This window comes from Pseudoalteromonas sp. Bsw20308 (assembly GCF_000310105.2).
Lineage (GTDB): Bacteria > Pseudomonadota > Gammaproteobacteria > Enterobacterales > Alteromonadaceae > Pseudoalteromonas > Pseudoalteromonas fuliginea.
The window spans coordinates 1-22315 of the sequence record NZ_CP013139.1 but is presented as its reverse complement, the minus strand read 5'-3'; the positions used below and the strand labels follow the sequence as shown (position 1 = coordinate 22315).

16 protein-coding genes and 3 rRNA genes are annotated in these 22315 nt (G+C 40.6%); 8 read left to right on the top strand and 11 right to left on the bottom strand.

Annotated elements, in window-relative coordinates; translation table 11 throughout:
* The first annotated feature begins 188 nt into the window (after window positions 1-188).
* Window positions 189-1502: a M20/M25/M40 family metallo-hydrolase gene (locus D172_RS17360; RefSeq protein WP_007379088.1), complete on the top strand. Its 1314-nt coding sequence runs from the start codon at window positions 189-191 to the stop codon at window positions 1500-1502.
* 6 nt (window positions 1503-1508) lie between these two features.
* Here D172_RS17360 and D172_RS17355 read toward each other — a convergent pair whose 3' ends face one another.
* A complete protein-coding gene (locus D172_RS17355; RefSeq protein ID WP_007379089.1) occupies window positions 1509-2402 on the bottom strand; it encodes a LysR family transcriptional regulator ArgP in 894 nt (297 codons plus the stop codon).
* A 95-nt stretch (window positions 2403-2497) separates the two neighbouring features.
* Here D172_RS17355 and D172_RS17350 point away from each other — a divergent pair, with 95 nt between their 5' ends.
* The 3 genes from D172_RS17350 (at window position 2498) to D172_RS17335 (ending at window position 4367) form a co-directional block, all read left to right on the top strand.
* On the top strand, window positions 2498-2785 hold the full coding sequence (locus D172_RS17350; protein WP_237113706.1) for a LysE family transporter: 288 nt from the start codon (window positions 2498-2500) through the stop codon (window positions 2783-2785).
* A gap of 29 nt (window positions 2786-2814) precedes the next feature.
* Window positions 2815-3983, top strand: a protein-coding gene (locus D172_RS17340) for an IS3 family transposase (RefSeq protein ID WP_420713787.1) whose coding sequence is annotated in 2 segments (ribosomal slippage) — window positions 2815-3061 and window positions 3061-3983 — 1170 coding nt in all. Because the reading frame shifts where the segments join, the coding sequence is not laid out codon by codon here.
* Window positions 3984-4022: 39 nt separating this feature from the next.
* Window positions 4023-4367 (top strand): LysE/ArgO family amino acid transporter, encoded by a 345-nt coding sequence (locus D172_RS17335; protein ID WP_007379039.1) that lies wholly within the window; start codon window positions 4023-4025, stop codon window positions 4365-4367.
* A gap of 87 nt (window positions 4368-4454) precedes the next feature.
* Here D172_RS17335 and D172_RS17330 read toward each other — a convergent pair whose 3' ends face one another.
* From D172_RS17330 to D172_RS17315, 4 genes are all read right to left on the bottom strand, one after another.
* Window positions 4455-5252, bottom strand: a complete 798-nt coding sequence (locus D172_RS17330) for a response regulator (RefSeq protein ID WP_007379040.1) — start codon at window positions 5250-5252, stop codon at window positions 4455-4457.
* Window positions 5253-5406: 154 nt separating this feature from the next.
* On the bottom strand, window positions 5407-6123 hold the full coding sequence (locus tag D172_RS17325; RefSeq protein ID WP_007379041.1) for an SIR2 family NAD-dependent protein deacylase: 717 nt from the start codon (window positions 6121-6123) through the stop codon (window positions 5407-5409).
* Entirely contained in the window at window positions 6120-7136 is a 1017-nt protein-coding gene (locus D172_RS17320) for a Kelch repeat-containing protein (RefSeq protein WP_007379042.1), read from the bottom strand. Before D172_RS17320 ends, D172_RS17325 begins: the two co-directional genes overlap by 4 nt.
* A 106-nt stretch (window positions 7137-7242) precedes the next feature.
* Window positions 7243-7875 (bottom strand): NAD(P)-dependent oxidoreductase, encoded by a 633-nt coding sequence (locus tag D172_RS17315; RefSeq protein WP_007379043.1) that lies wholly within the window; start codon window positions 7873-7875, stop codon window positions 7243-7245.
* Window positions 7876-7976: 101 nt separating this feature from the next.
* On the opposite strand from D172_RS17315, the gene D172_RS17310 reads away from it, so the two are divergent.
* Complete coding sequence (locus D172_RS17310; RefSeq protein WP_007379044.1) at window positions 7977-8876, top strand: LysR family transcriptional regulator; 900 nt, start codon at window positions 7977-7979, stop codon at window positions 8874-8876.
* A gap of 21 nt (window positions 8877-8897) precedes the next feature.
* Here D172_RS17310 and D172_RS17305 read toward each other — a convergent pair whose 3' ends face one another.
* Together D172_RS17305 and D172_RS17300 are read right to left on the bottom strand one after the other, a co-directional pair.
* Complete coding sequence (locus tag D172_RS17305) at window positions 8898-9764, bottom strand: diguanylate cyclase domain-containing protein (RefSeq protein ID WP_007379045.1); 867 nt, start codon at window positions 9762-9764, stop codon at window positions 8898-8900.
* Between the two features lie 428 nt (window positions 9765-10192).
* Window positions 10193-11161 (bottom strand): IS30 family transposase, encoded by a 969-nt coding sequence (locus D172_RS17300; RefSeq protein WP_007377509.1) that lies wholly within the window; start codon window positions 11159-11161, stop codon window positions 10193-10195.
* A 175-nt stretch (window positions 11162-11336) separates the two neighbouring features.
* On the opposite strand from D172_RS17300, the gene D172_RS17295 reads away from it, so the two are divergent.
* From D172_RS17295 to D172_RS17285, 3 genes are all read left to right on the top strand, one after another.
* Window positions 11337-13397 (top strand): TonB-dependent receptor plug domain-containing protein, encoded by a 2061-nt coding sequence (locus D172_RS17295; protein WP_007379049.1) that lies wholly within the window; start codon window positions 11337-11339, stop codon window positions 13395-13397.
* A 99-nt stretch (window positions 13398-13496) separates the two neighbouring features.
* Window positions 13497-13937, top strand: coding sequence for a YfiR family protein (locus D172_RS17290; protein ID WP_007379048.1), 441 nt, complete (start codon window positions 13497-13499; stop codon window positions 13935-13937).
* A gap of 4 nt (window positions 13938-13941) precedes the next feature.
* Window positions 13942-15960, top strand: coding sequence for an EAL domain-containing protein (locus D172_RS17285; protein WP_007379047.1), 2019 nt, complete (start codon window positions 13942-13944; stop codon window positions 15958-15960).
* A gap of 36 nt (window positions 15961-15996) precedes the next feature.
* Here the strand turns inward: D172_RS17285 and D172_RS17280 are convergent, their stop codons facing one another.
* From D172_RS17280 to D172_RS17265, 4 genes are all read right to left on the bottom strand, one after another.
* On the bottom strand, window positions 15997-16632 hold the full coding sequence (locus D172_RS17280; protein ID WP_007379046.1) for a methyltransferase family protein: 636 nt from the start codon (window positions 16630-16632) through the stop codon (window positions 15997-15999).
* Window positions 16633-17118: 486 nt separating this feature from the next.
* Window positions 17119-17233, bottom strand: a 5S ribosomal RNA gene (rrf, locus tag D172_RS17275).
* Window positions 17234-17444: 211 nt separating this feature from the next.
* Window positions 17445-20335 (bottom strand): 23S ribosomal RNA (locus D172_RS17270).
* Between the two features lie 299 nt (window positions 20336-20634).
* A 16S ribosomal RNA gene (locus D172_RS17265) occupies window positions 20635-22170 on the bottom strand.
* The 16S, 23S and 5S rRNA genes sit together here, the layout of an rRNA operon.
* Between the last annotated feature and the right edge of the window lie 145 nt (window positions 22171-22315).

Sequence of the window (22315 nt, the reverse complement as noted above, 5' to 3'; positions counted from 1 at the left end):
TACCCGTTGATTATTAATTAACAGGTTATATTTTAAATACCTGTGTTTAAACTAATAACGCGTTCACCCTTAAACTCGTAACTCGTTATTGCTTATAAAATTAGTTAAAAATCACAATCTACTTCTATTGAATCCTTATTAATTTTACTTCATATTAAATATTCTTATTTTTTACTTATTATACTGTTATGTCATTTTTAAAATTTAGCCAAGCACTTATTTTTACCCTTGCGAGTACCCTATCGCTTACAAGCCATGCGGCGCTTGATAAAAGTGAGCGTGAAATAGTAAAACAGGTCGATAAAAATATTCCCCAAGCACTTAAAGAAATAGAGCAAACCGTAAATATTAATAGCGGTTCGCTTAATATTGAAGGTGTAAAAAAGGTGGGCGCTATTGCGAGCGAGCAACTAAAAGCCATTGGTTTTAAAGTAGAATGGCTGGATGGCAGTGCGTTTAACCGCGCAGGGCATGTATTAGCAACCCATGAGAGTAATGATCCCGATGCAATAAAAATACTGATGATCGGCCATCTAGATACAGTATTTGCCAAAAACGATAACTTTACTACCTACAAACAACTTGATGCCGATACAGCCAGTGGCCCAGGCGTTGCCGATATGAAAGGCGGTAACACGATAATAATTACCGCACTTAAAAGCTTACAAGCCCTTAATTTACTCGAAAATGTAAGCATAAAAGTGTTATTGACTGGCGATGAAGAAAGCAGCGGTCGCCCGCTTAGCTTATCTAAACAAGCTATTGTTGATGCGGCAATTTGGGCTGACGTAGCGCTTGGCTATGAAAATGGCGATAACAATATAAAAACAGCTATGGCGGCGCGCCGTGGTTATACCGGCTGGACGCTAAACGTAACGGCAAATGCAGCGCATTCGTCACAAATATTTAGCGAAAGCGTTGGTTATGGCGCTATTTACGAAGCATCACGCATTTTAAATGATTTTAGAGAGCAACTTGCCACGCAACCTAATTTAACGTTTAACCCGGGGCTTATTGTGGGCGGTACAAATGCCGACTACGACAGTGCTAATTCGTCAGCAACGGCATTTGGTAAAAGTAATGTAATAGCACAAACCGTGCATGTTGCAGGTGATTTACGCGCACTTTCGCCAAAGCAGGTAGAAAGCGCTAAAAGGGTTATGTTACAAATTGTGGCTAAAAACTTAGATGGCAGTAAAGCAGAGCTTATTTTTGAAGACGGTTACCCGCCAATGGCATTAACTGATGGCAATAAAAAGCTATTAGAATTATACAGCGACGCAAGCCACGACTTAGGCTTCAACAAAGTAGTAGCCGCCAATCCACGTAATGCAGGTGCGGCTGATATTTCGTTTGCGGCAAACCATGTTGATATGGCACTTGATGGTTTAGGCTTGATGGGCAGCGGTGCGCACACTAAAAACGAAACAGCCGATTTAACCAGCCTTGATAAAAACATTAAAAAAACGGCATTACTCATTTATAGATTAGGGCAGTTATAAACACCTTTAAATTGGTTCTAATCGGTTAGCCGCAACTTGCATTGCAAACTTTCGCAGTGCTTTAAGTTGCGGGCTTTCACTTTGCCAATAATGCCAATACAAGGGCGTATCAATATAATACTCTGGAAATAAGTCAACTAACTCCCCTTTTTGCAGGGAATCACCAAGCTGCAAAGTCGGCAATAAACCATAGCCTAGGCCTGCAATCATGGCTTGTTTAAATCCTTCTGATGAGGGATATATATGTATATACTCTGGCGTTGAGCCGTTAATATCGGCTAAAAACTGGTGCTGTAGCTTGTCATATTCACTAAAAACTAAACAAGGTACCTGCGCCAATTGCGTAAGCGAAGTGAGGTTATGCTGTTTAATAAAGTCAGGACTCGCAATTGCCTTGTAACGTATAGCGCCTAATGGGCTCGCTAACCCGCCATTTACAGGCTCAGAAGATGAGCTAATACATACCATTACCTCGCCGTCTTTCATTCTTTTATGGGCGATAGATTGATCCTCTGAGATCACTTCAAATCTAAATTTACAATCAGATTCTGTATCTAGCACGGCTAGCGCTTCTGGCAACCATGTGGCTAGTGAATCAGCATTGGCAGCCAACTTTACACTAAGAGGTGTGTTTAAACTGGAGTGCTCGTTAAGTGCATCTACGTTTAAAGCAACTTCTAACTGCAGGACTTGTTGTAAATGATTAAGTAAACGCTTGCCAAGAGCGGTTGGGCGCGGTGGCTGCGTCCTAATTATTACAGGCTCTCCAAGTTTGGCTTCAAGTTGATGAATACGCCGACTTACTGCCGATTGCGTAATAAATAGCTTTTTAGAGGCTTTTTCAAACCCGCCTTCACTAATAACCGCCGACAATGCATTGAGTAGTTGATAATCAATCATGAGTTTTACGCATATAACCCTAAATATATTCATTGGATTTGTAACAGAATTACCAATACCCTGCAAGGCATTGAATAGTTGAGTAGATTTATAGTATGTCGTTTTTATCGGGTGTGATGCTGGGGCTAAGTTTAATTATTGCCATTGGCGCGCAAAATATTTGGATTTTAAGCCAATGCATGGCTGGCGCTAATCGGTTTGTTTTAGCCACGGTATGCATTATTTGCGACGCGACTCTTATTTTAATAGGTGTATTTGCAGCAAATGAATTACAGCAGTTATTACCAGGATTACTGCCTTGGTTAACATGGGGCGGTATTGCGATGCTATTATACTTAGCGTATGGATTGACGTGGTTTAATGGATTCGACTACCCCAGTTAAGAGATAATCAACTTAACTGGAGATCGATAATGACAAAACGTAAAAAGTATTCCAAAGAATTTAAACTTGATGCTATCGCATTAGTTGTTGAGCAAAACTACTCACAAGCAGAAGCCTCTAGAAATTTAGGGGTAAATCCCAACATGCTTGGTCGCTGGATAAAAGAAGCTGAAAATGATGATGGGCATGCTTTTAGAGGGAACGGTAATTTAACCCCTGAGCAAGAAGAGATCAGAGAGCTAAAAGCGCAAGTGAAACGCCTAGAAATGGAGCGTGAAATATTAAAAAAAGCGACGGTCTTCTTTGCCAAAGAAACGAAGTGAAATATTCGTTCATAACCCAATACAAGAAGACCTGGCCTGTGGCGACAATGTGCCGAATACTGGGTGTAAAAAGTAACAATTACTATAGTTATCAAAAGCGATTCTCAACTAAATCAGAGGATCCAACACATCAAGAAATGATTGATTGTGTCAAGGACATAGCGCACTTCAGTGATAATACTTACGGTGAAAGGCGTATTCAGAAAGTCTTAAATGCACTCGGTTTTCCGGTGAGTCGTTACAAAACAGCACAGCTAATGAAAGAGGCAAATGTCTGGGTGCGTTATAAAAAGAGATACAAAGTGACAACGAATAGTGAGCATAATAAGCCTATTTATCCCAATGTACTTGAGCAAAACTTCAACGTTGAAGCAGCTGATCAAGCCTGGGTACAAGATATCACTTATGTTTGGACTGCAGAAGGTTGGTTGTATCTGGCGGTAGTGATTGATTTATATTCGCGCAAAGTCGTTGGTTGGAGCATGGGCTCACGAATGAAAGCGCAGCTTGTCTGTGACGCACTGACTATGGCGATGTGGCAACGCCAGCCCAAAACAGGGTTAATTATCCATTCAGATCAAGGGGTTCAATATGCAAGCCACCAATATCGTAAATTGCTCAAGTCAAATGACTTCATTGGTAGCATGAGTAAGAAAGGCTGTTGCTGGGATAATGCTGTTGCAGAAAGCTTCTTCGGTAGTTTGAAGCAAGAGCGCGTGCATTGGAAAAACTACCCAACGCGTTATGAGGCTCAACAGGATGTAATGAATTACATCTGTATGTGGTACAACAGTCGTCGCTTACATTCGTACTTAAATTATCAAAGCCCAAATGACTTTGAAGAACGAATCGAAACATTAGATATGGTTTCTTAACTAGGGTGACTGAATTTAGTTGACCACGTCAGATCTGCAATGCGAGCGATTAAAGGGACTTCGGGTTTAAAAATAAGCCAAGTAGAAAAAGTAAGCTGGTGGAGTACTGCCCTGTCGGCCTTTGCAATCAGTTTGCTAAATCCACATGTGTATTTAGATACCGTGTTGTTACTTGGCAATATTGGCGCTTTACAACCAAACCCAATGCATTTTGCACTTGGCGCTTGTGTTGGGTCACTAATTTGGTTCAGCACTTTAGTGCTTTTTACTCCTAAACTTAAAAGCATATTAAGCTCATCATTAAGATGGCGAATATTTGATACCACAATTGCAGTTATATTATGTTTTGTGGCGTTTGGGCTTTATAACGTACCTAGCCAATAATAAAAAAGCAGCGACTTTTAACAAGCGCTGCTTTAATTTTATCTGCTCAGGCTAATGCATTTTTACTGCTAGCCTTAAGTTTATAAGTTAAGACATTATTTTAAACAATAAATCTCTAACTGTTGCAGGCTCAAATGGTTTATCACAAATGGCATCAACGCCAGCTTGAGCAATATTGGCTAAGTGAGTGTCGTTTGCTTCTGAACTCACCATTAAAATAGGGATATGTGAGTAAGTGTTTGACCCTCTGACGGTTTCGGTTAGCTCTTTGCCATCCATTTCAGGCATATTATAATCAGTAACAATCAAATCGAATGACTGTGTATTTAATTGTTCGATGGCCTGTTTGCCATCTTCAGCTTCTACTGGTGCTGGGATCCCCATCCCCGCAAGTACGCGAATAATGTGTTTACGCGCAAAGCGACTGTCATCAACTACAAGTACACGTAATAAAGTAATGTCAAAGTGTTCAAGCTCAACTTCTTCTTCACTAATAATATCTAAAGTAGCTTTAAGTGCGCGCGTTATAGCTTCAGCACTAAATGGTTTAGGCAAAATAGCTAATACACCCGACTGCCTTAACTGCTCTAAGTACTTTTTATTACGCTCACTCGACACCAACATAAATGCTTGGTTTTCTGTTAGTGGATTTGATCTGATTTTTTGTAGTAAGGAATCAGCGGTACCGTCTGAAAAGTACATACTACTAATAACTAAATCAGGCTGGTAACTATTAAGCATTGTGAGCGCTTGTTCTTGCGATGTTGCTTTTTCAACCTGCTTTACACCACACTGAGTCAGTGATTTTATAATAAGCTTTTGTTGAACATCTGAAGGCTCTACTAATAATATTGATAAGTTTGCTATTGCTGTTAAATCACTCATTTACATCTCTTCAGTGTTGTTATGTTTACAGTATGACGATTAATGTATAAGTTAAGATTATAGATCAACAATGTACAAGCGAAGGAGAAATACTTTATAAAATTGTAAAATAAATATAAATAGCGTATTTATCACACATAATCACCAACTTAATTTAGTTATTTTGAATATACTCAAGCGCAGTCATTTTTTTATAACTCACATTGGGGTGTAAAATATGAGCCGGTTCGGGGTCTACAACTTCAATGGGAATATTGTAATCACGCGCTATTTCTATCGCCATTTGCGTAATATTAACGCTAAACGAAGTCCCCATAAATACAATTTTATCGGCATTACTCATGCGTTTTTGCGCTTCGCTAATTCTATAAAGCTCGGTGTAGTACTCATCAAACAATAAAACAAAGGGTTTAAAAGAATAATTAAGCTCAGGTGATCGGTTTTTAATATTAAACACTTCAAATAAGGAGTCGTACAGGCAGCTTTCATCTACCTTTTCCCACGGAGCGGCAAACGGGGTTACATCATCGCCTTGATGGTGAAATAGCGTCATTTGATCGAGCCTGCCATGAATAGCAATGTAATTTTTATTACCGGCTTTGCCATCAAGCCCATCTATATTTTGAGTAATTAGGTTTTTATCACTCAGCCAATGGTGTACGTCGTTTGGACCATGGTTGCGATACGTTGCAAACCGATTGTAATACCACGCTAAAAACTCTTTCGGTGCGTTTTTATACATTGCGCGCGTTGCCATTTCCATAGGTGTATAATTTTTACTGCCGATGGTCCAGTAACCATCCTCCCCTCTAAAGGTTGGAATACCGCTGGCTGCGCTTACTCCAGCTCCTGTGATGTAAAGAGTGTTCACTTTTCAGCCTCGTAACCCAGTACGTTAGTACTTACTTGCTGTTTATTGTCAATACCGCCAATTCGATATAAAACCCCATTGTGTTCAAGTAAACCACGGTGATCCATACTCTTTACCTCAACCGGTGATAAAACCTGCCATCCATTTTTTTCGATATTAAAGCGCCAAACATGATCACTTGCTGGTGCAGGTTTACCGTCGTAGCCTATTGCGCTGTAATTATATGGATTGTTAGAACCTGCCAGCATATAAATATTGCCATTATAGCTGGTGGCTGCCATTCGATAGTGGGCGGAACCTGTTGGATGTGGCAATGTGCGCCAATCTATTTTTTGTGGATTAGTTGAATCTATTGTACCTTTTAAGCACTGTGCTACGCCTGCAAACGAGCGACGCGAATCAGGATTGGCTTGTGTTTTAACGCCATCACACACAACAATTGTATTGCCGCTAATTGCTGCCGCTTGACCAAATACGGGATCACCTAAAAATGGCGAGGCCTGTTGCCATGTATTATTTTGCGTGTCGTATACTTGTACTAAATTTACGTTACCGTCGTTATGCCAACCGCTAATTAAGTAAATGTAACGCGCTTTGTAGCTCAGCGCTACGCTATCATCTACAGGCACTGGCATATTGGCTAAAGGAGTATAGGTATCTTTTATTACGTCGTACCTATATACGTCGGGGCTTGAAACTTCAGTATGATCCTCTGCAACTGTATAGCCGCCAAACACATAGGCGTATTCACCTAAACCGACTGCGGTACTTGCTAAGCGCCCTTTTAATGGCAAGCTTGAAGGCACACCAGTTTTAGATTGCCACTGTGAATCGCCAACTTTAAGCGCCCACACTTTGTTATGCACTGACGAGTACTGTTTATCGCGGCCTAATCCCATAAAACTTAAAAAATAAGGCTGATTTTTAATAATAACTTTAGCCACAGCATTATTTGCAACAGGCTCAGGTAAAGCAGGAAGACTTGCTAACGCAAGCGAAAAAAGAAGGCTCATAAGACAAATAATTTAATAAGGATTAATACTCTCAGATTAAATTATTTTGCCCTTAGGAGCCAGCGCTTAGCATCTAAATAATCAAATGCTTTAAACTTAATATAAGTTAATAAGCAACACTGATACGTTGGTTTAAGTGTGCAGCTTTTTGTGCTTCGTCAACTAATGCTATTGCATAATCAGTGACTGATACTTTGCTTTCACCAGCTTCATTTGTAAAAAACTGATCTCCGCCAATACGATAAGGACCTTCACTTTCACCAGGATAAATTACTGCAGCAGGGCTTACAAAAGTCCACGAAGCAGAACTAGTGGTCGTTTTAAATACATTTAATGCTTCACCTTGTGCGAGTGCTTCATCTTTGTAATCTGCAGGGAATTCAGGTGTTGATACAAGTGTTACCCCTGGTGCAACCTCTAAGCTACCCGCACCACCTACCCAAATCAAACGCGTGCTTGTTCCATTTAAAGCTGTTAATAAACGCTCTGCGGTTTGTGCAACTAATTCATGATTACCTACTGCACGTCCGCCCACTGAAGCAATAAGTACATCTATACCTTTAAGTACTGAAGCAATATTATCTTGGCTTTGTAAATCAAATACGCGAACGGCAGTTGTATTATCTGTTATTTTCGCTGCGTCACGTACAATGCTGACCACTTCTAAACCGCGCTTAGTTGCTTGTTGTACGATTGTGCTGCCAATCCAGCCTGTTGCGCCTAAAACTGCTACTTTCATTATCTGTATCCTATTATTGAGTTAATGAAGTTAGTTTACTTGCACACTTTTAAGTGATAAACACACTGTTACGATACATATTAGTTCATAATAAGTTACTAATGGATAAAATTACTGCAATTACAAGCTTTGTAGAAGTTGCCCGCTGTGGCAGCTTTACTAAATCTGCTGAGCACTTAAATCTAAGCCGCTTACAAGTTACTCGTCACGTACAAGAAATAGAACAGTGGTTATCGTTGAGATTATTTCATCGCACAACACGTAAAGTAAGTTTAACTATTCAAGGTGAAGAAGCATTAATTTACTGCCAACAAATACTCAGTACAGTCTCTGATTTAAAAAGTCGTGCTCATAGCCATAATAATGAACTAGTTGGTACAATCAGAATTGCATCGCCTATTGGGCTGGGTCAAAATTTATTATTTGAAAGAGTGGAGCAATTTTTACAACTACACCCCAAAACAAATGTTCAGCTTGTACTTTCGGATAACTTATCACAGTTGGTAGACGAACGTGTTGATGTGGCACTGCGCTATATTGAACAACCTGAAGATCAACATATTGCCCGTAAACTAATGCATATTGATGGTGTGTTATGTGCCTCGGCAAACTACTTAGCTGAGTCGCCCCCCTTAATTAAACCTCAGGACTTACTAAATCATAATTGCCTAGTGCACAGTAGTGCGACAAAATGGCGAATAATATCGGCAACAAATGATCAAAAAGTTGCAATTAAGGGGAATTTGCAATCAAACGAAATGGGCGTTTTAGTTAAAGCGGCAATTAGGGGGATGGGAATTGCTAATATTCCTTGCGATTTAGCAAATAAACACTTAAAAAATGGCGAGCTAGTAGAAGTCTTGCCGCATTATTATTCACCTGGCCATAGCCTATGGGCGGTGTACCTATCACGAAGTTATCAGCAAATGTTAGTACGTACATTTATTGATTTTTTAGCACTCAATTGGCAACAAGATATTATAAAAAGTAGTTCAGCATAGACATTAAATTAATAAAAATGACTACATAACTTTAGCAACATTTGCGCCTTTAATTTTGTACATAGCTTGATCGGCATACTTAATGAGTTGATGATCAGTTTGTCCATCATTAGGGTAATTGGCAATACCAATACTAGGATAGATATTGAGACTTAATTCATCCAATTGAAATTCAGCCTTAAATTGAGCTAAAATTTTACGCCTAATAACAACACTTTCGGTTGGTGACTTTAAATTATCTAAAATAATTAAAAACTCATCCCCACCTAAACGCCCTACAGTGTCATATTCCCTCATTACATTCGACAGCCTCTGTGCAATGCTATGCAACAACTTATCACCAACGTTATGACCATAAGTATCATTTACAGCTTTAAAGCCATTTATATCAATAAACAGTAGTGAAAAAAATAAATTATCTCGGTGAGCTTTTACAATTACTTTTTGCAATCGATCCATTAATAACGAACGGTTTGGTAAACCCGTTAATGCATCATGCCCTGCCATGTAATAAAGCTGCTCTTCCATCTCTTTTCGCTCGGTAATATCGTGAGCCACTGCAATTCTTACTTGATGTTCTTCAGACCAGCGAACAGACCATAGTATGTGGACTAATTGTCCATCTTTTCTGAGCCAACGATTTTCAAAACGAGGGTTTATTAACTCTCCTGATAAAAGCGAAGCAATTGCATTGTGCGTTTTTTGATGATCTCCAGAATAGACATAATTAATCATTTTTTTACCAACAACTTCATTGGCTGGATAACCAAAAATTCGCTCAAACGCGGCGCTAACAAAAACAAATGTACCTTGCTTATCTACAACACAAACAGCATCAAGCATTAAATCAAGTACTTCTTGTAAATCCACTAACCCACTTTTTATCATACCTGCTTGCCTCTAGGTTTAATGAAGCTAAATCCAGTATTCGACACTCCTACAACAAAAGCAAAAAATAGCTTTAAAGAAACGATATATTCACTCACATTTTAATAATGCGCCATCTATATAAATAGCGAGTAATAATTAAGCCTATAACGCATTGCTAAACCATGACGGCTCAAAACTACTTATACTTGATGATTACCTATGAAACAGAGTTAAAATATAGGATCTGTATTTTGCTTTTTCCAATTTAGTAACCAGATAAAATAGCCCCGAGATAGAATGAATTTTAATTCTGAGAGGTCAACTGGCCCAAGACGTTTATTATTTTGAGCGAACTAAAAAAATTCCAAAATCAATTTTATTAATAATATAAAGTGCTTTCACATCATTAATTTATGTCGCGGATTCAAATCTGAAGTGCATAACGTTTAGGCGGCTTTAGCCGCCAAATGATCTTGCATCAATTTTGCAGGCGTTTCAAATCCAAGTGTCTTTCTCGGACGATTATTAAGTTGCTCAAGTACTGGTATAACTTGCGCTGGTGTTACCGCCTTAAAATCTGTGCTCTTCGGCCAATACTGGCGTAGTAATCCATTCGTGTTTTCATTCAATCCGCGCTCCCATGAGTGATAAGGATGAGCAAAATAAACAGGAACACTTAATGCCTTTGTGATTTGCTCATGATAAGCGAACTCTTTTCCATTGTCAGCCGTGATGGTATGAAGCGCTGACCTATATGGTCTTAATAGTTCTATCGTCGCCGCAGTGACGGCTTGTGCTGTTTTGCCTGCCACCTGAGTTGATACAGTGAATTGGGTGACCCGCTCTACAATGGTAACAAGGGCGCCTCGATGACCTTTACCTATGACGGTATCTATTTCCCAATCTCCGATACGGCCTTTCTCATCAACTATTTGTGGACGTTCTTCAATGCTAACGCGATTTTTTATTTGCCCTCGGTTTGTCTTACCATGACTGCGCTTGTGATATTTCTTACCGTGTCGGCGCAGATGTAGGTATAACTCACCACCTGCTTTTTTATCTTCCCAGATATATAGATAAATGCATTCATGACTGACAGATTGTTTATTTTCCTTGCGCAACCATCCCGTTATTTGTTCAGGACTCCACTTCTCATTAAGCTTCTGGGTAATTAAAGCCATCATTTCAAGTGTCATCTTAAGTGGTTTTCTTGCACTTCTTCGGCGAGACAAAGCCCGCTCATGAGCTTGTTTGTATCTGTAACCTCGCTTGCCTGTATTTCTAGCAAGCTCTCTTGAAATCGTAGATTGCGATAAATTAGTTAGCTCAGCAATACTTTGTTGCGTAAAACCGCTTTTCTTTAGAACAGCGATCTGGCATCTTTGCTCATAGGTCAGTTGTTTGTAATGTCTCATTGTAAAATCTCTTGCCGGAGAAAAAGCAGTTAGCTTATGAGCAACTGACCACTTAATCTAGTCAAAACAAGTTATGCACTTACAATTTGAATCTAGGTGTTAATATCATGTGATAACAGATGCTTTACAAAAACAACGATTGTTTTTGAATTTGGATTGTGTAGGAGACACCTCATTGAAAATATCACAACGCTTTTTATGGCCATTAACCTTTATTTCTCCCTTACTAATGGCTGAGCAATTTGATTACGAAAACCTTGACCTTGATGCCCTAATGGGAATGGATGTTCAAGTCACTTCAGCAATGAAAAGAACTCAATCAGCATTTGATACAGCCTCCTCTATTTATGTTTTAAGTAAAGAGCAAATTACTAACTCTGGTGCTATGTCTGTACCTGAAGCACTAAAAATGGTTCCTGGGCTTATTGTTAGACAACTCGATAATAACCAGTGGGCTATCTCTTCGAGAGGCGTTGCTTCTCGCTTTTCTAGCAAGTTATTAGTCATGATCGATGGCCAAAGTTTATATACACCAAAATTTGCGGCTGTTTATTGGGAAACACTCAATGTTCCTTTGTACGATATTGAACGCATAGAAGTCATTCGAGGGCAAGGTGGGCTTTTATGGGGAAGTAACGCAAATAATGGTGTTATCAATATTATTACTAAAAATAGTATTGATACTCGTGACACATTAGCAACAGCAACCACCGGCAATCAAATAAATGTCGATACAAATTTTCGTTATGGAAACGATATTGGTAATAAAGGCAGTTATCGAATTTATGGCCATGCAAAACATGCAAATGCATCTAAAAAAGGATCTAGACTCAAACCAAATGATACTACGAAACAATATTCTTTTGGTATACGTGCCGACTATACACCTAATGATGAATTGTCGGGTTTATTTCAAGGCGATGTTACGCATTCAAAATTAGGCCAAAACTACCGAGGTGTAGTTGATGCTACAAATGAAAACATTGCATTTTCTGATGATTTAAAACGTATCGACTCACGTATGATGGCCCGTTTAGAACACAGAATATCAGGCAATGCCAATCAGATGTTACAGGTATCATGGCTCAAACAAAATGGATCTCAAGCCTACATAAAAGAGCATTTCGAATCGATAGATATTGACTACCAAATGAATTTTATTTACCAGTCACTACAGTTTGATTGGGGATTAAACTACCGCTATAACACCATTTCATTTGCACAAAGTGTCTTTTTAGATAGTGATAAAGATTTGGATGACCTTCAGCAGTATGGTGGGCTTATTCAGGCTCAATATAACTTTACCCCTGATACTCTCGATTTTATAATTGGCACTAAATTAGATCATAATGATCTAACAGGGTGGGAAAACCAACCTTCAGCAAGGTTAGTTTACAAACCAATCGAGAATCATCTTGTTTGGAGCGCTATATCCAGAAGTGTACGAATCCCCACGCTTATTGAGTTTAACGACAATTTTAAACTTAATGGAACCAAAGTTCTTGATGTACTTGGCACAAGTACAGGGCTGGTAGCTATAGATGAATATCGAATCGCCACTTTTTTAAATGGTAACGATAAAGTGAAATCTGAGAATTATATTTCTCACGAACTAGGTTACCGATTTTCCGATAACGATTGGTCAATGGACTTTTCCGCTTATAACACGCGTGGTAAAAACGTAGCAGTTATTAACTTAAACACCCATTTTGAACAATTTTTGCCTGCTCTCGCTCTGTTTCGTTCGGGAGAGATCCCACAAGCAGCTCAAGCGCTTACAACAACTCAAATCAACCTTGATTTAATCTCTGTTGGAAAAACAACAACAAAAGGTTTTGATGTCGTTTTATCTTGGCAACCTATGGATACTCTCAGCACAGAGCTTGGGTACAGTTATACAGACTTTAAATATAGCTTACCTTATGACACAAGCCCTGTGGTTGGGTTTGATTCAACAAATAGGCAGGTATTTGCAAAAGCAAATTACACTCTATTTAACGGCCATTCTCTATTTTCTACATTACGAGTAGAAAATTCTAATGCGTATAACACAGATAACTACGCAGCATTAGATTTGACTTGGAATTGGCAGATAAACCAACAGTGGTCAACTGCGCTTTCAGGTAAAAATTTATTAGCAAGTTCTCACATCGAATATGGTAATACAAACGAAACCTATACTATACCCAATTATATTGATGAATCTTTTACATTCACAATTATGACTACGTTTTAAGTTTATAACATGCTCAAGTCAAAAAGTTTAATCCATCGTACCTTAATTATATTTGTATTTTTATTTAGTGCGAATTGTAATGCAATGGAAAAGGAATACATGCTTAAAGCGGGCTTCTTATATAATTTTGCCAGATTTTCTCAATGGCACTCGCTTCCTCAAAAAGACAATTTTTTTACTCTATGCAGCCCTGATAAACACTTTATTGAGTTAGCAAACATTGTTTTAAAAGAACGAATAGTAAAAGGATTACCTTTAAAGAATAAACATATTGCTCTCAACGATATATCAAACGTATCGTGTGATATGCTTTTTATAACCGTCAATACAATCGCTAATTGGGAAAACCTAAAGTTTTTTCCTTATGACAATATTATGGTTATAGGTGAAACTGAAGGTTTTATTAAAAATGGCGGACACATTAGGTTTTTTCTTTCAAGTGGTAAAATTCGTTTCGAAATAGCGCCTAAAAAGCTTAAAGAAGTAGGTATTACGATGAGTTCAAAAGTATTACGCCTTGCTCGCGTTGTTGATAGGTAATGCAATGAAAAAACTATTTTTATTAAACACAATGAGCAAAAAACTTTTAGTCATTTTAATGTGTGTCGCCCTCGTATCAACCGCAACTGTCACAACCGTATTTAGTGCCTATGAAATAAGTAGCGCGAAAGAAGAGCAAGTAAAAAGTTTAGTATCTCTTTCTAAAATGTTGTCCCCTAATATAACGACAGCGCTTATGTTTGACGATGCAGAAGCAATACAAGAACTTATTAACCCACTGCTTATTCGCTCAGATATAGTATCTGTGATTGTGAGTAATTCAGATGGTAAACCACTTGCTATCGCCAATTCTCTTTCTAAAACAGCACAACATAGTATAGAAATAAGTACCGTTTTAGAGCTAGATTCTCATTGCTATGGTGAGCTCAAAATTAGGGCTAATGATAGCTACATTAATGATAGAGTGGCATTTTATAGTAAGTTTCTTATTATTTTGGTGATATTTACATTTATTGTGAGCTTACTATTATCCTTATTACTCAGACGTCGGTTTTTAAACCCTATATTATATTTGGCACAAACAGCTAACCAAATAACAAAATCGAATGACTATAGCTTACGTGCAAAACAGCTCTCGCAAGATGAGGTAGGCGAACTTACTTCCTGTTTCAACGATATGTTACACACGATTGAACAGCGAGAAAGTTCACTTGAAAATCAAGTTCGGCTTCGTACTAAAGAACTTGAAAATGCAAATTTACAATTACACCAATATGCATATGAAGATGGCCTTACAGACCTACCTAACAGACGTTACTTTTACGAAAAACTACAAAGTTTAATTAGCAAAAAAAATATAACTTTTGCCCTTATTTTTATTGATTTAGATGGCTTCAAAGAAATAAACGACAGTCTCGGACATGACTATGGCGATTTACTGTTACATCAAGTCGCAGTTAGGTTACAAAACTGCATAACAGCTAACGATACTGTAGCAAGACTAGGCGGTGATGAATTTACTCTTATTCTAGAAGGAGTAGACAATCAAGCGAGCGCAAGTAAGGTTGCAAATGCAGTAAAAAGTAGCTTAATGCAGTGTATTCATCTAAAAAAAGAAAAGGTGTATGTGACTGCAAGTTTAGGTTTAACTTTTTATCCAACGGATGGGGTAACAGTAGAAGACTTAGTAAAGCGAGCTGATCAAGCAATGTATTTATCTAAACATAAAGGTAGAAACCGCTACGAATTTTTCACTTATGCTATGGAAGAACAAGCAATCGAAAAGCGCCGTTTAATAGAACAAATACATACTGCCCTTAAAAAAAATCAATTTGAGCTTTATTATCAACCCATTTTTTCTATTAATGGTACATCAGTACCCAAAGCCGAAGCGTTAATACGCTGGAATCACCCTGAGCGAGGTCTAATTAGCCCAAATGAATTTATACCAATCGCTGAAAAGAATGGCTTAATAAGCGATATTGGCCAGTGGGTAAAACTACAAGCAATTAAAGATACTGTTCAATTTAATCTACTTTGCGAAACACCTATACAAATTAGCGTAAATACGTCACCACTTGAGATTGATCGTGCTGGTAATTGGGTAAATGAATGGCTAGAAGCAAGTGAGCAATACAAACTCCCCGCCCATACTATTCTCATAGAAGTTACAGAGAACACGCTAATGGATCCTGATTCTTTAATACAGAGTCAATTAAAGCGACTTAACGCAAAAAATATTGATATAGCAATAGATGATTTTGGTGTCGGTTATTCATCACTTGCCTATCTTCAACGCTTAGATATCGATATCCTAAAAATTGATCACTCTTTTATTAGAGATATAGAAACCAATGAAAACAGCATAGCGCTTATAAAGGCAATAATAACAATGGCACATAATTTAGGTGTAAAAGTTGTCGCTGAAGGGGTAGAAACCCAACATCAATACTTACTATTAAAGCAGTTAGCATGTGATTATATTCAAGGTTATGTATTTTCAAAACCAATCACTAAACAAAGCTTTATTGAAAAGTACGTTAAGTCTAAAGTCTTACTTTAAAATTAAATACCAGCTTGTATGTGGGTAGTGTCTTTATTACAACCAGCGAGGTACGCGTTGTTTATAATACTGATACTGCTCTGAAAAAGATTGCGATAGATGCTCTTCTTCTACTAAAGTTTGTCTATATAAAGCGGTAACCCCTACAATCAAACATATCAGACTAAATACACACGGCAATGCTAAAAAGAAACCAATTTGAGCCGCTGCAACACCTAAATACATAGGGTTACGAGAATAGTCATAGAGTCCAGTGGTTTTTAGCTCCTTTGGCCCATTAGGATCTATTCCTGAGCGCCAAAGTGATGCCATATCAAAATGTACAAACATACTTAATATAAACCCAGCACTCAGTAATACATTGCCAAACATGACCCCAGGCCAACCGTTTAAAGGTTCAAATAATACTAAGTAATTATCTAATTCAGGAATAAAAACTCTCACAACACACACAAACCAAATAGCAGCCCTGAAAAATTTAAACGCCATATGGTTCCACCAACTAGAGCAATACTGCTGACCAGGAAAAATAACGCCAGAGGGTGTGGTTCGATTCTTATAAATAATTCTATAAGTATAAAATCCCGCCACAAATGTATAGAAAATAGCGAGGTAAATACGTGTAAACTCTATTAGGGATACTGAGTCATCTATAAAGGGTTGATAGTTCATTGAGGGAGCTCACACACATTATTTTTTAGCTAATACTATAAATTAATTTTAGTGTTCATACTGTTAATTAACAAGCAAAGTCAGCTAAATGGGCATAAAAGATTAGAATAAGTTTACCAATGATACCATGTATTATCCATCCACTTTTCTGCAGAAGTAAAAAAGCCCGAATCGTTAAATTCGGGCTTTCTACAATGTTAAGTCGGTGCGCTACGCAGTAGAATGTCGTGCTGCCCACAGCGGTGGAGAGCCACAGTGAAATACTACACTATTATCGGTCGAAGCTTTGGTTTCACTACTGAGTTCGGTATGGGCTCTGGCTATTTATTAAATCCCAGATAGCAAATGCTACACTATCGTTGGCCGGGGCTCGCCTTCGAGCTGTTTTGTTTCACTACTGAGTTCGGCATGAGCTCTTGGCTATTTGTTAAATCCCAAAAAGCAAAAAAACCGTCACATTGCTGTAACGGGTTTCTTTAATTTGAAGCCTGGTAATGTCCTACTTTCACATAGCAAATGCTACACTATCATCGGCGCTGTTTCGTTTCACTACTGAGTTCGGCATGGAATCAGGTGGGTCCAAAACGCTATTGTCACCAAGCAAATATGGTGCAAAGAATTAATGACAAGCACGTAGTGCTACCATTTTCTTTGCGCAAGGTGCCTCAAATTTAACGCTACGCGCTAAGAGTCACCTCTTGAATTTGGAAAATATCTGATAATATTTTTTAAGTCTTTCTAAGTAATATCTACTTTAGTCATATTAACTTCTTCGCGTGTTTCACTATCACATAAAACGCGTTTGGCGTTGTATGGTTAAGCCTCACGGGTAATTAGTACAAGTTAGCTTAATGGCTCACACCACTTCCACATCTTGCCTATCAACGTTGTAGTCTTCAACGGCCCTTCAGAGACTTTAAAAGTCTAGTGAGAACTCATCTCGAGGCCTGCTTCGCGCTTAGATGCTTTCAGCGCTTATCAGTTCCGAACGTAGCTACCGGGCAATGCCATTGGCATGACAACCCGAACACCAGCGGTTCGTTCACTCCGGTCCTCTCGTACTAGGAGCAACCCCTCTCAATTCTCAAACGCCCACGGCAGATAGGGACCGAACTGTCTCACGACGTTCTAAACCCAGCTCGCGTACCACTTTAAATGGCGAACAGCCATACCCTTGGGACCGACTTCAGCCCCAGGATGTGATGAGCCGACATCGAGGTGCCAAACACCGCCGTCGATATGAACTCTTGGGCGGTATCAGCCTGTTATCCCCGGAGTACCTTTTATCCGTTGAGCGATGGCCCTTCCATTCAGAACCACCGGATCACTATGACCTACTTTCGTACCTGCTCGACGTGTCTGTCTCGCAGTTAAGCTGGCTTCTACCATTACACTAACCGTACGATGTCCGACCGTACTTAGCCAACCTTCGTGCTCCTCCGTTACTCTTTAGGAGGAGACCGCCCCAGTCAAACTACCCACCAGGCACTGTCCGTAACCCCGATTCAGGGGCCAACGTTAGAACATCAAAACTACAAGGGTGGTATTTCAAGGTTGACTCCAACAAAACTAGCGTCTCATCTTCAAAGTCTCCCACCTATCCTACACATGTAGGTTCAATGTTCAGTGCCAAGCTGTAGTAAAGGTTCACGGGGTCTTTCCGTCTAGCCGCGGGTACACAGCATCTTCACTGCGATTTCAATTTCACTGAGTCTCGGGTGGAGACAGCGTGGCCATGGTTACACCATTCGTGCAGGTCGGAACTTACCCGACAAGGAATTTCGCTACCTTAGGACCGTTATAGTTACGGCCGCCGTTTACCGGGGCTTCGATCAAGAGCTTCTCCCTAAGGATAACCCCATCAATTAACCTTCCGGCACCGGGCAGGTGTCACACCGTATACGTCATCTTGCGATTTTGCACAGTGCTGTGTTTTTAATAAACAGTCCCAGCCACCTGGTCACTGCGGCTCCCGTCCGCTTAGAGAGCAAGTCTCATCACAGATAGGAGCGTACCTTCTCCCGAAGTTACGGTACGATTTTGCCTAGTTCCTTCACCCGAGTTCTCTCAAGCGCCTTAGTATTCTCTACCTGACCACCTGTGTCGGTTTGGGGTACGATTCCATATAATCTGAAGCTTAGAGGCTTTTCCTGGAAGTATGGCATCAGCAACTTCATCACCGTAGTGACTCGTCTCGTGTCTCAGGTTTAATGTTCGTCCGGATTTACCTAAACAAACGCCCTACTCACTTTCACATAGACTACCAACGCTATGCTTGCTTAGCCTGCTCCGTCCCCCCATCGCAATTATATCGAGTACAGAAATATTAATCTGTTTCCCATCGACTACGCCTTTCGGCCTCGCCTTAGGGGTCGACTTACCCTACCCTGATTAACATGGGATAGGAACCCTTGGTCTTCCGGCGTGGGAGTTTTTCACTCCCATTATCGTTACTCATGTCAGCATTCGCACTTCTGATACGTCCAGCATACCTCCCGGTACACCTTCAACCGCTTACAGAACGCTCCCCTACCACTCAGAATAAATTCTGAATCCGCAGCTTCGGTGCATAGTTTAGCCCCGTTACATCTTCCGCGCAGACCGACTCGACCAGTGAGCTATTACGCTTTCTTTAAAGGATGGCTGCTTCTAAGCCAACCTCCTGGCTGTCTGGGCCTTTCCACATCGTTTCCCACTTAACTATGACTTTGGGACCTTAGCTGGCGGTCTGGGTTGTTTCCCTCTTCACGACGGACGTTAGCACCCGCCGTGTGTCTCCCGGATATTACTTTACGGTATTCGGAGTTTGCAAAGGGTTGGTAAGTCGGGATGACCCCCTAGCCTTAACAGTGCTCTACCCCCGTAAGTATTCGTCCGAGGCTCTACCTAAATAGATTTCGGGGAGAACCAGCTATCTCCCGGTTTGATTAGCCTTTCACTCCTAGCCACAGGTCATCCCCTAACTTTTCAACGTTAGTGGGTTCGGTCCTCCAGTTGATGTTACTCAACCTTCAACCTGCCCATGGCTAGATCACCGGGTTTCGGGTCTATACCTTGCAACTATTCGCCCAGTTAAGACTCGGTTTCCCTACGGCTACCCTATTCGGTTAACCTCGCTACAAAATATAAGTCGCTGACCCATTATACAAAAGGTACGCAGTCACCCAACAAGTGGGCTCCTACTGCTTGTACGTACACGGTTTCAGGTTCTATTTCACTCCCCTCACAGGGGTTCTTTTCGCCTTTCCCTCACGGTACTGGTTCACTATCGGTCAGTTGGGAGTATTTAGCCTTAGATGATGGTCCACCTATATTCAGTCAAAGTTTCACGTGCTCCGACCTACTCGATTTCACTTAAAATGTCTTTTCATGTACGGGACTATCACCCTGTATCGTGGCGCTTTCCAGCAGCCTTCCATTAACACATAATAAGCTTAAGGGCTGTTCCGATTTCGCTCGCCGCTACTTTCGGAATCTCGGTTGATTTCTTTTCCTACGGGTACTTAGATGTTTCAGTTCTCCGCGTTCGCCTCGTTAACCTATGTATTCAGTTAACGATACCTGCAAGCAGGTGGGTTTCCCCATTCGGAAATCCTAGTCTCAAGCGCTTTTTACTAGCTTGACTAGGCTTATCGCAAGTTAATACGTCCTTCATCGCCTCCAACTGCCAAGGCATCCACCGTGTACGCTTAGTCACTTAACCATACAACCCAAACGGGTCTTTGTTTTGTGACAGTTTAACTTCGCCAGAAGTCAATATTGAATACTAAAGTAGATACCAATCAATTAACTCATAAGAGTTAACTAAATGGCACTCAATGGTACTGCTACCATTGTTTTTTTACTTTTGAAAACTCTTGATAAATACAATGTATTCATCAGAATTTTATTATCAGCTTTTCCAAATTTTTAAAGAGCATATTAATTAGTTATCCCAAAGGGACAAGCACTAATTAACAATCATCTGTGTGGACACTACGAACAAATAAGTTCTAAATCGTATAAGGAGGTGATCCAGCCCCAGGTTCCCCTAGGGCTACCTTGTTACGACTTCACCCCAGTCATGAATCACTCCGTGGTAAACGTCCTCCCGAGGGTTAGACTATCTACTTCTGGAGCAACCCACTCCCATGGTGTGACGGGCGGTGTGTACAAGGCCCGGGAACGTATTCACCGCGTCATTCTGATACGCGATTACTAGCGATTCCGACTTCATGGAGTCGAGTTGCAGACTCCAATCCGGACTACGACGCACTTTAAGTGATTCGCTTACCTTCGCAGGTTCGCAGCACTCTGTATGCGCCATTGTAGCACGTGTGTAGCCCTACACGTAAGGGCCATGATGACTTGACGTCGTCCCCACCTTCCTCCGGTTTATCACCGGCAGTCTCCTTAGAGTTCTCAGCATTACCTGCTAGCAACTAAGGATAGGGGTTGCGCTCGTTGCGGGACTTAACCCAACATCTCACAACACGAGCTGACGACAGCCATGCAGCACCTGTATCAGAGTTCCCGAAGGCACCAAACCATCTCTGGTAAGTTCTCTGTATGTCAAGTGTAGGTAAGGTTCTTCGCGTTGCATCGAATTAAACCACATGCTCCACCGCTTGTGCGGGCCCCCGTCAATTCATTTGAGTTTTAACCTTGCGGCCGTACTCCCCAGGCGGTCTACTTAATGCGTTAGCTTTGAAAAACAGAACCGAGGCTCCGAGCTTCTAGTAGACATCGTTTACGGCGTGGACTACCGGGGTATCTAATCCCGTTTGCTCCCCACGCTTTCGTACATGAGCGTCAGTGTTGACCCAGGTGGCTGCCTTCGCCATCGGTATTCCTTCAGATCTCTACGCATTTCACCGCTACACCTGAAATTCTACCACCCTCTATCACACTCTAGTTTGCCAGTTCGAAATGCAGTTCCCAGGTTGAGCCCGGGGCTTTCACATCTCGCTTAACAAACCGCCTGCGTACGCTTTACGCCCAGTAATTCCGATTAACGCTCGCACCCTCCGTATTACCGCGGCTGCTGGCACGGAGTTAGCCGGTGCTTCTTCTGTCAGTAACGTCACAGCTAGCAGGTATTAACTACTAACCTTTCCTCCTGACTGAAAGTGCTTTACAACCCGAAGGCCTTCTTCACACACGCGGCATGGCTGCATCAGGCTTGCGCCCATTGTGCAATATTCCCCACTGCTGCCTCCCGTAGGAGTCTGGGCCGTGTCTCAGTCCCAGTGTGGCTGATCATCCTCTCAAACCAGCTAGGGATCGTCGCCTTGGTGAGCCATTACCTCACCAACTAGCTAATCCCACTTGGGCCAATCTAAAGGCGAGAGCCGAAGCCCCCTTTGGTCCGTAGACATTATGCGGTATTAGCAGTCGTTTCCAACTGTTGTCCCCCACCTCAAGGCATGTTCCCAAGCATTACTCACCCGTCCGCCGCTCGTCAGCAAAGTAGCAAGCTACTCTCTGTTACCGCTCGACTTGCATGTGTTAGGCCTGCCGCCAGCGTTCAATCTGAGCCATGATCAAACTCTTCAATTAAAAAGTTTTATGTCTTTCGACAGCTCAATGAATTCTGAATTTTTTAATATCTTTCGATATTGAATTGACTGTGCCGAATAATTACCGAAATAACTATTCTGTTGGTCACTCAGTTTTCAATTGAGACTCTAATTTGTTTGCCTCG

Coding starts and splice junctions, on each gene's coding strand:
- D172_RS17360 (WP_007379088.1), top strand. CDS start 189: ATGTCATTTTTAAAATTTAGCCAAGCACTTATTTTTACCCTTGCGAGT.
- D172_RS17355 (WP_007379089.1), bottom strand. CDS start 2,402: ATGATTGATTATCAACTACTCAATGCATTGTCGGCGGTTATTAGTGAA.
- D172_RS17350 (WP_237113706.1), top strand. CDS start 2,498: ATGTCGTTTTTATCGGGTGTGATGCTGGGGCTAAGTTTAATTATTGCC.
- D172_RS17335 (WP_007379039.1), top strand. CDS start 4,023: ATGCGAGCGATTAAAGGGACTTCGGGTTTAAAAATAAGCCAAGTAGAA.
- D172_RS17330 (WP_007379040.1), bottom strand. CDS start 5,252: ATGAGTGATTTAACAGCAATAGCAAACTTATCAATATTATTAGTAGAG.
- D172_RS17320 (WP_007379042.1), bottom strand. CDS start 7,136: ATGAGCCTTCTTTTTTCGCTTGCGTTAGCAAGTCTTCCTGCTTTACCT.
- D172_RS17315 (WP_007379043.1), bottom strand. CDS start 7,875: ATGAAAGTAGCAGTTTTAGGCGCAACAGGCTGGATTGGCAGCACAATC.
- D172_RS17310 (WP_007379044.1), top strand. CDS start 7,977: ATGGATAAAATTACTGCAATTACAAGCTTTGTAGAAGTTGCCCGCTGT.
- D172_RS17305 (WP_007379045.1), bottom strand. CDS start 9,764: ATGATAAAAAGTGGGTTAGTGGATTTACAAGAAGTACTTGATTTAATG.
- D172_RS17300 (WP_007377509.1), bottom strand. CDS start 11,161: ATGAGACATTACAAACAACTGACCTATGAGCAAAGATGCCAGATCGCT.
- D172_RS17290 (WP_007379048.1), top strand. CDS start 13,497: ATGCTTAAAGCGGGCTTCTTATATAATTTTGCCAGATTTTCTCAATGG.
- D172_RS17285 (WP_007379047.1), top strand. CDS start 13,942: ATGAAAAAACTATTTTTATTAAACACAATGAGCAAAAAACTTTTAGTC.
- D172_RS17280 (WP_007379046.1), bottom strand. CDS start 16,632: ATGAACTATCAACCCTTTATAGATGACTCAGTATCCCTAATAGAGTTT.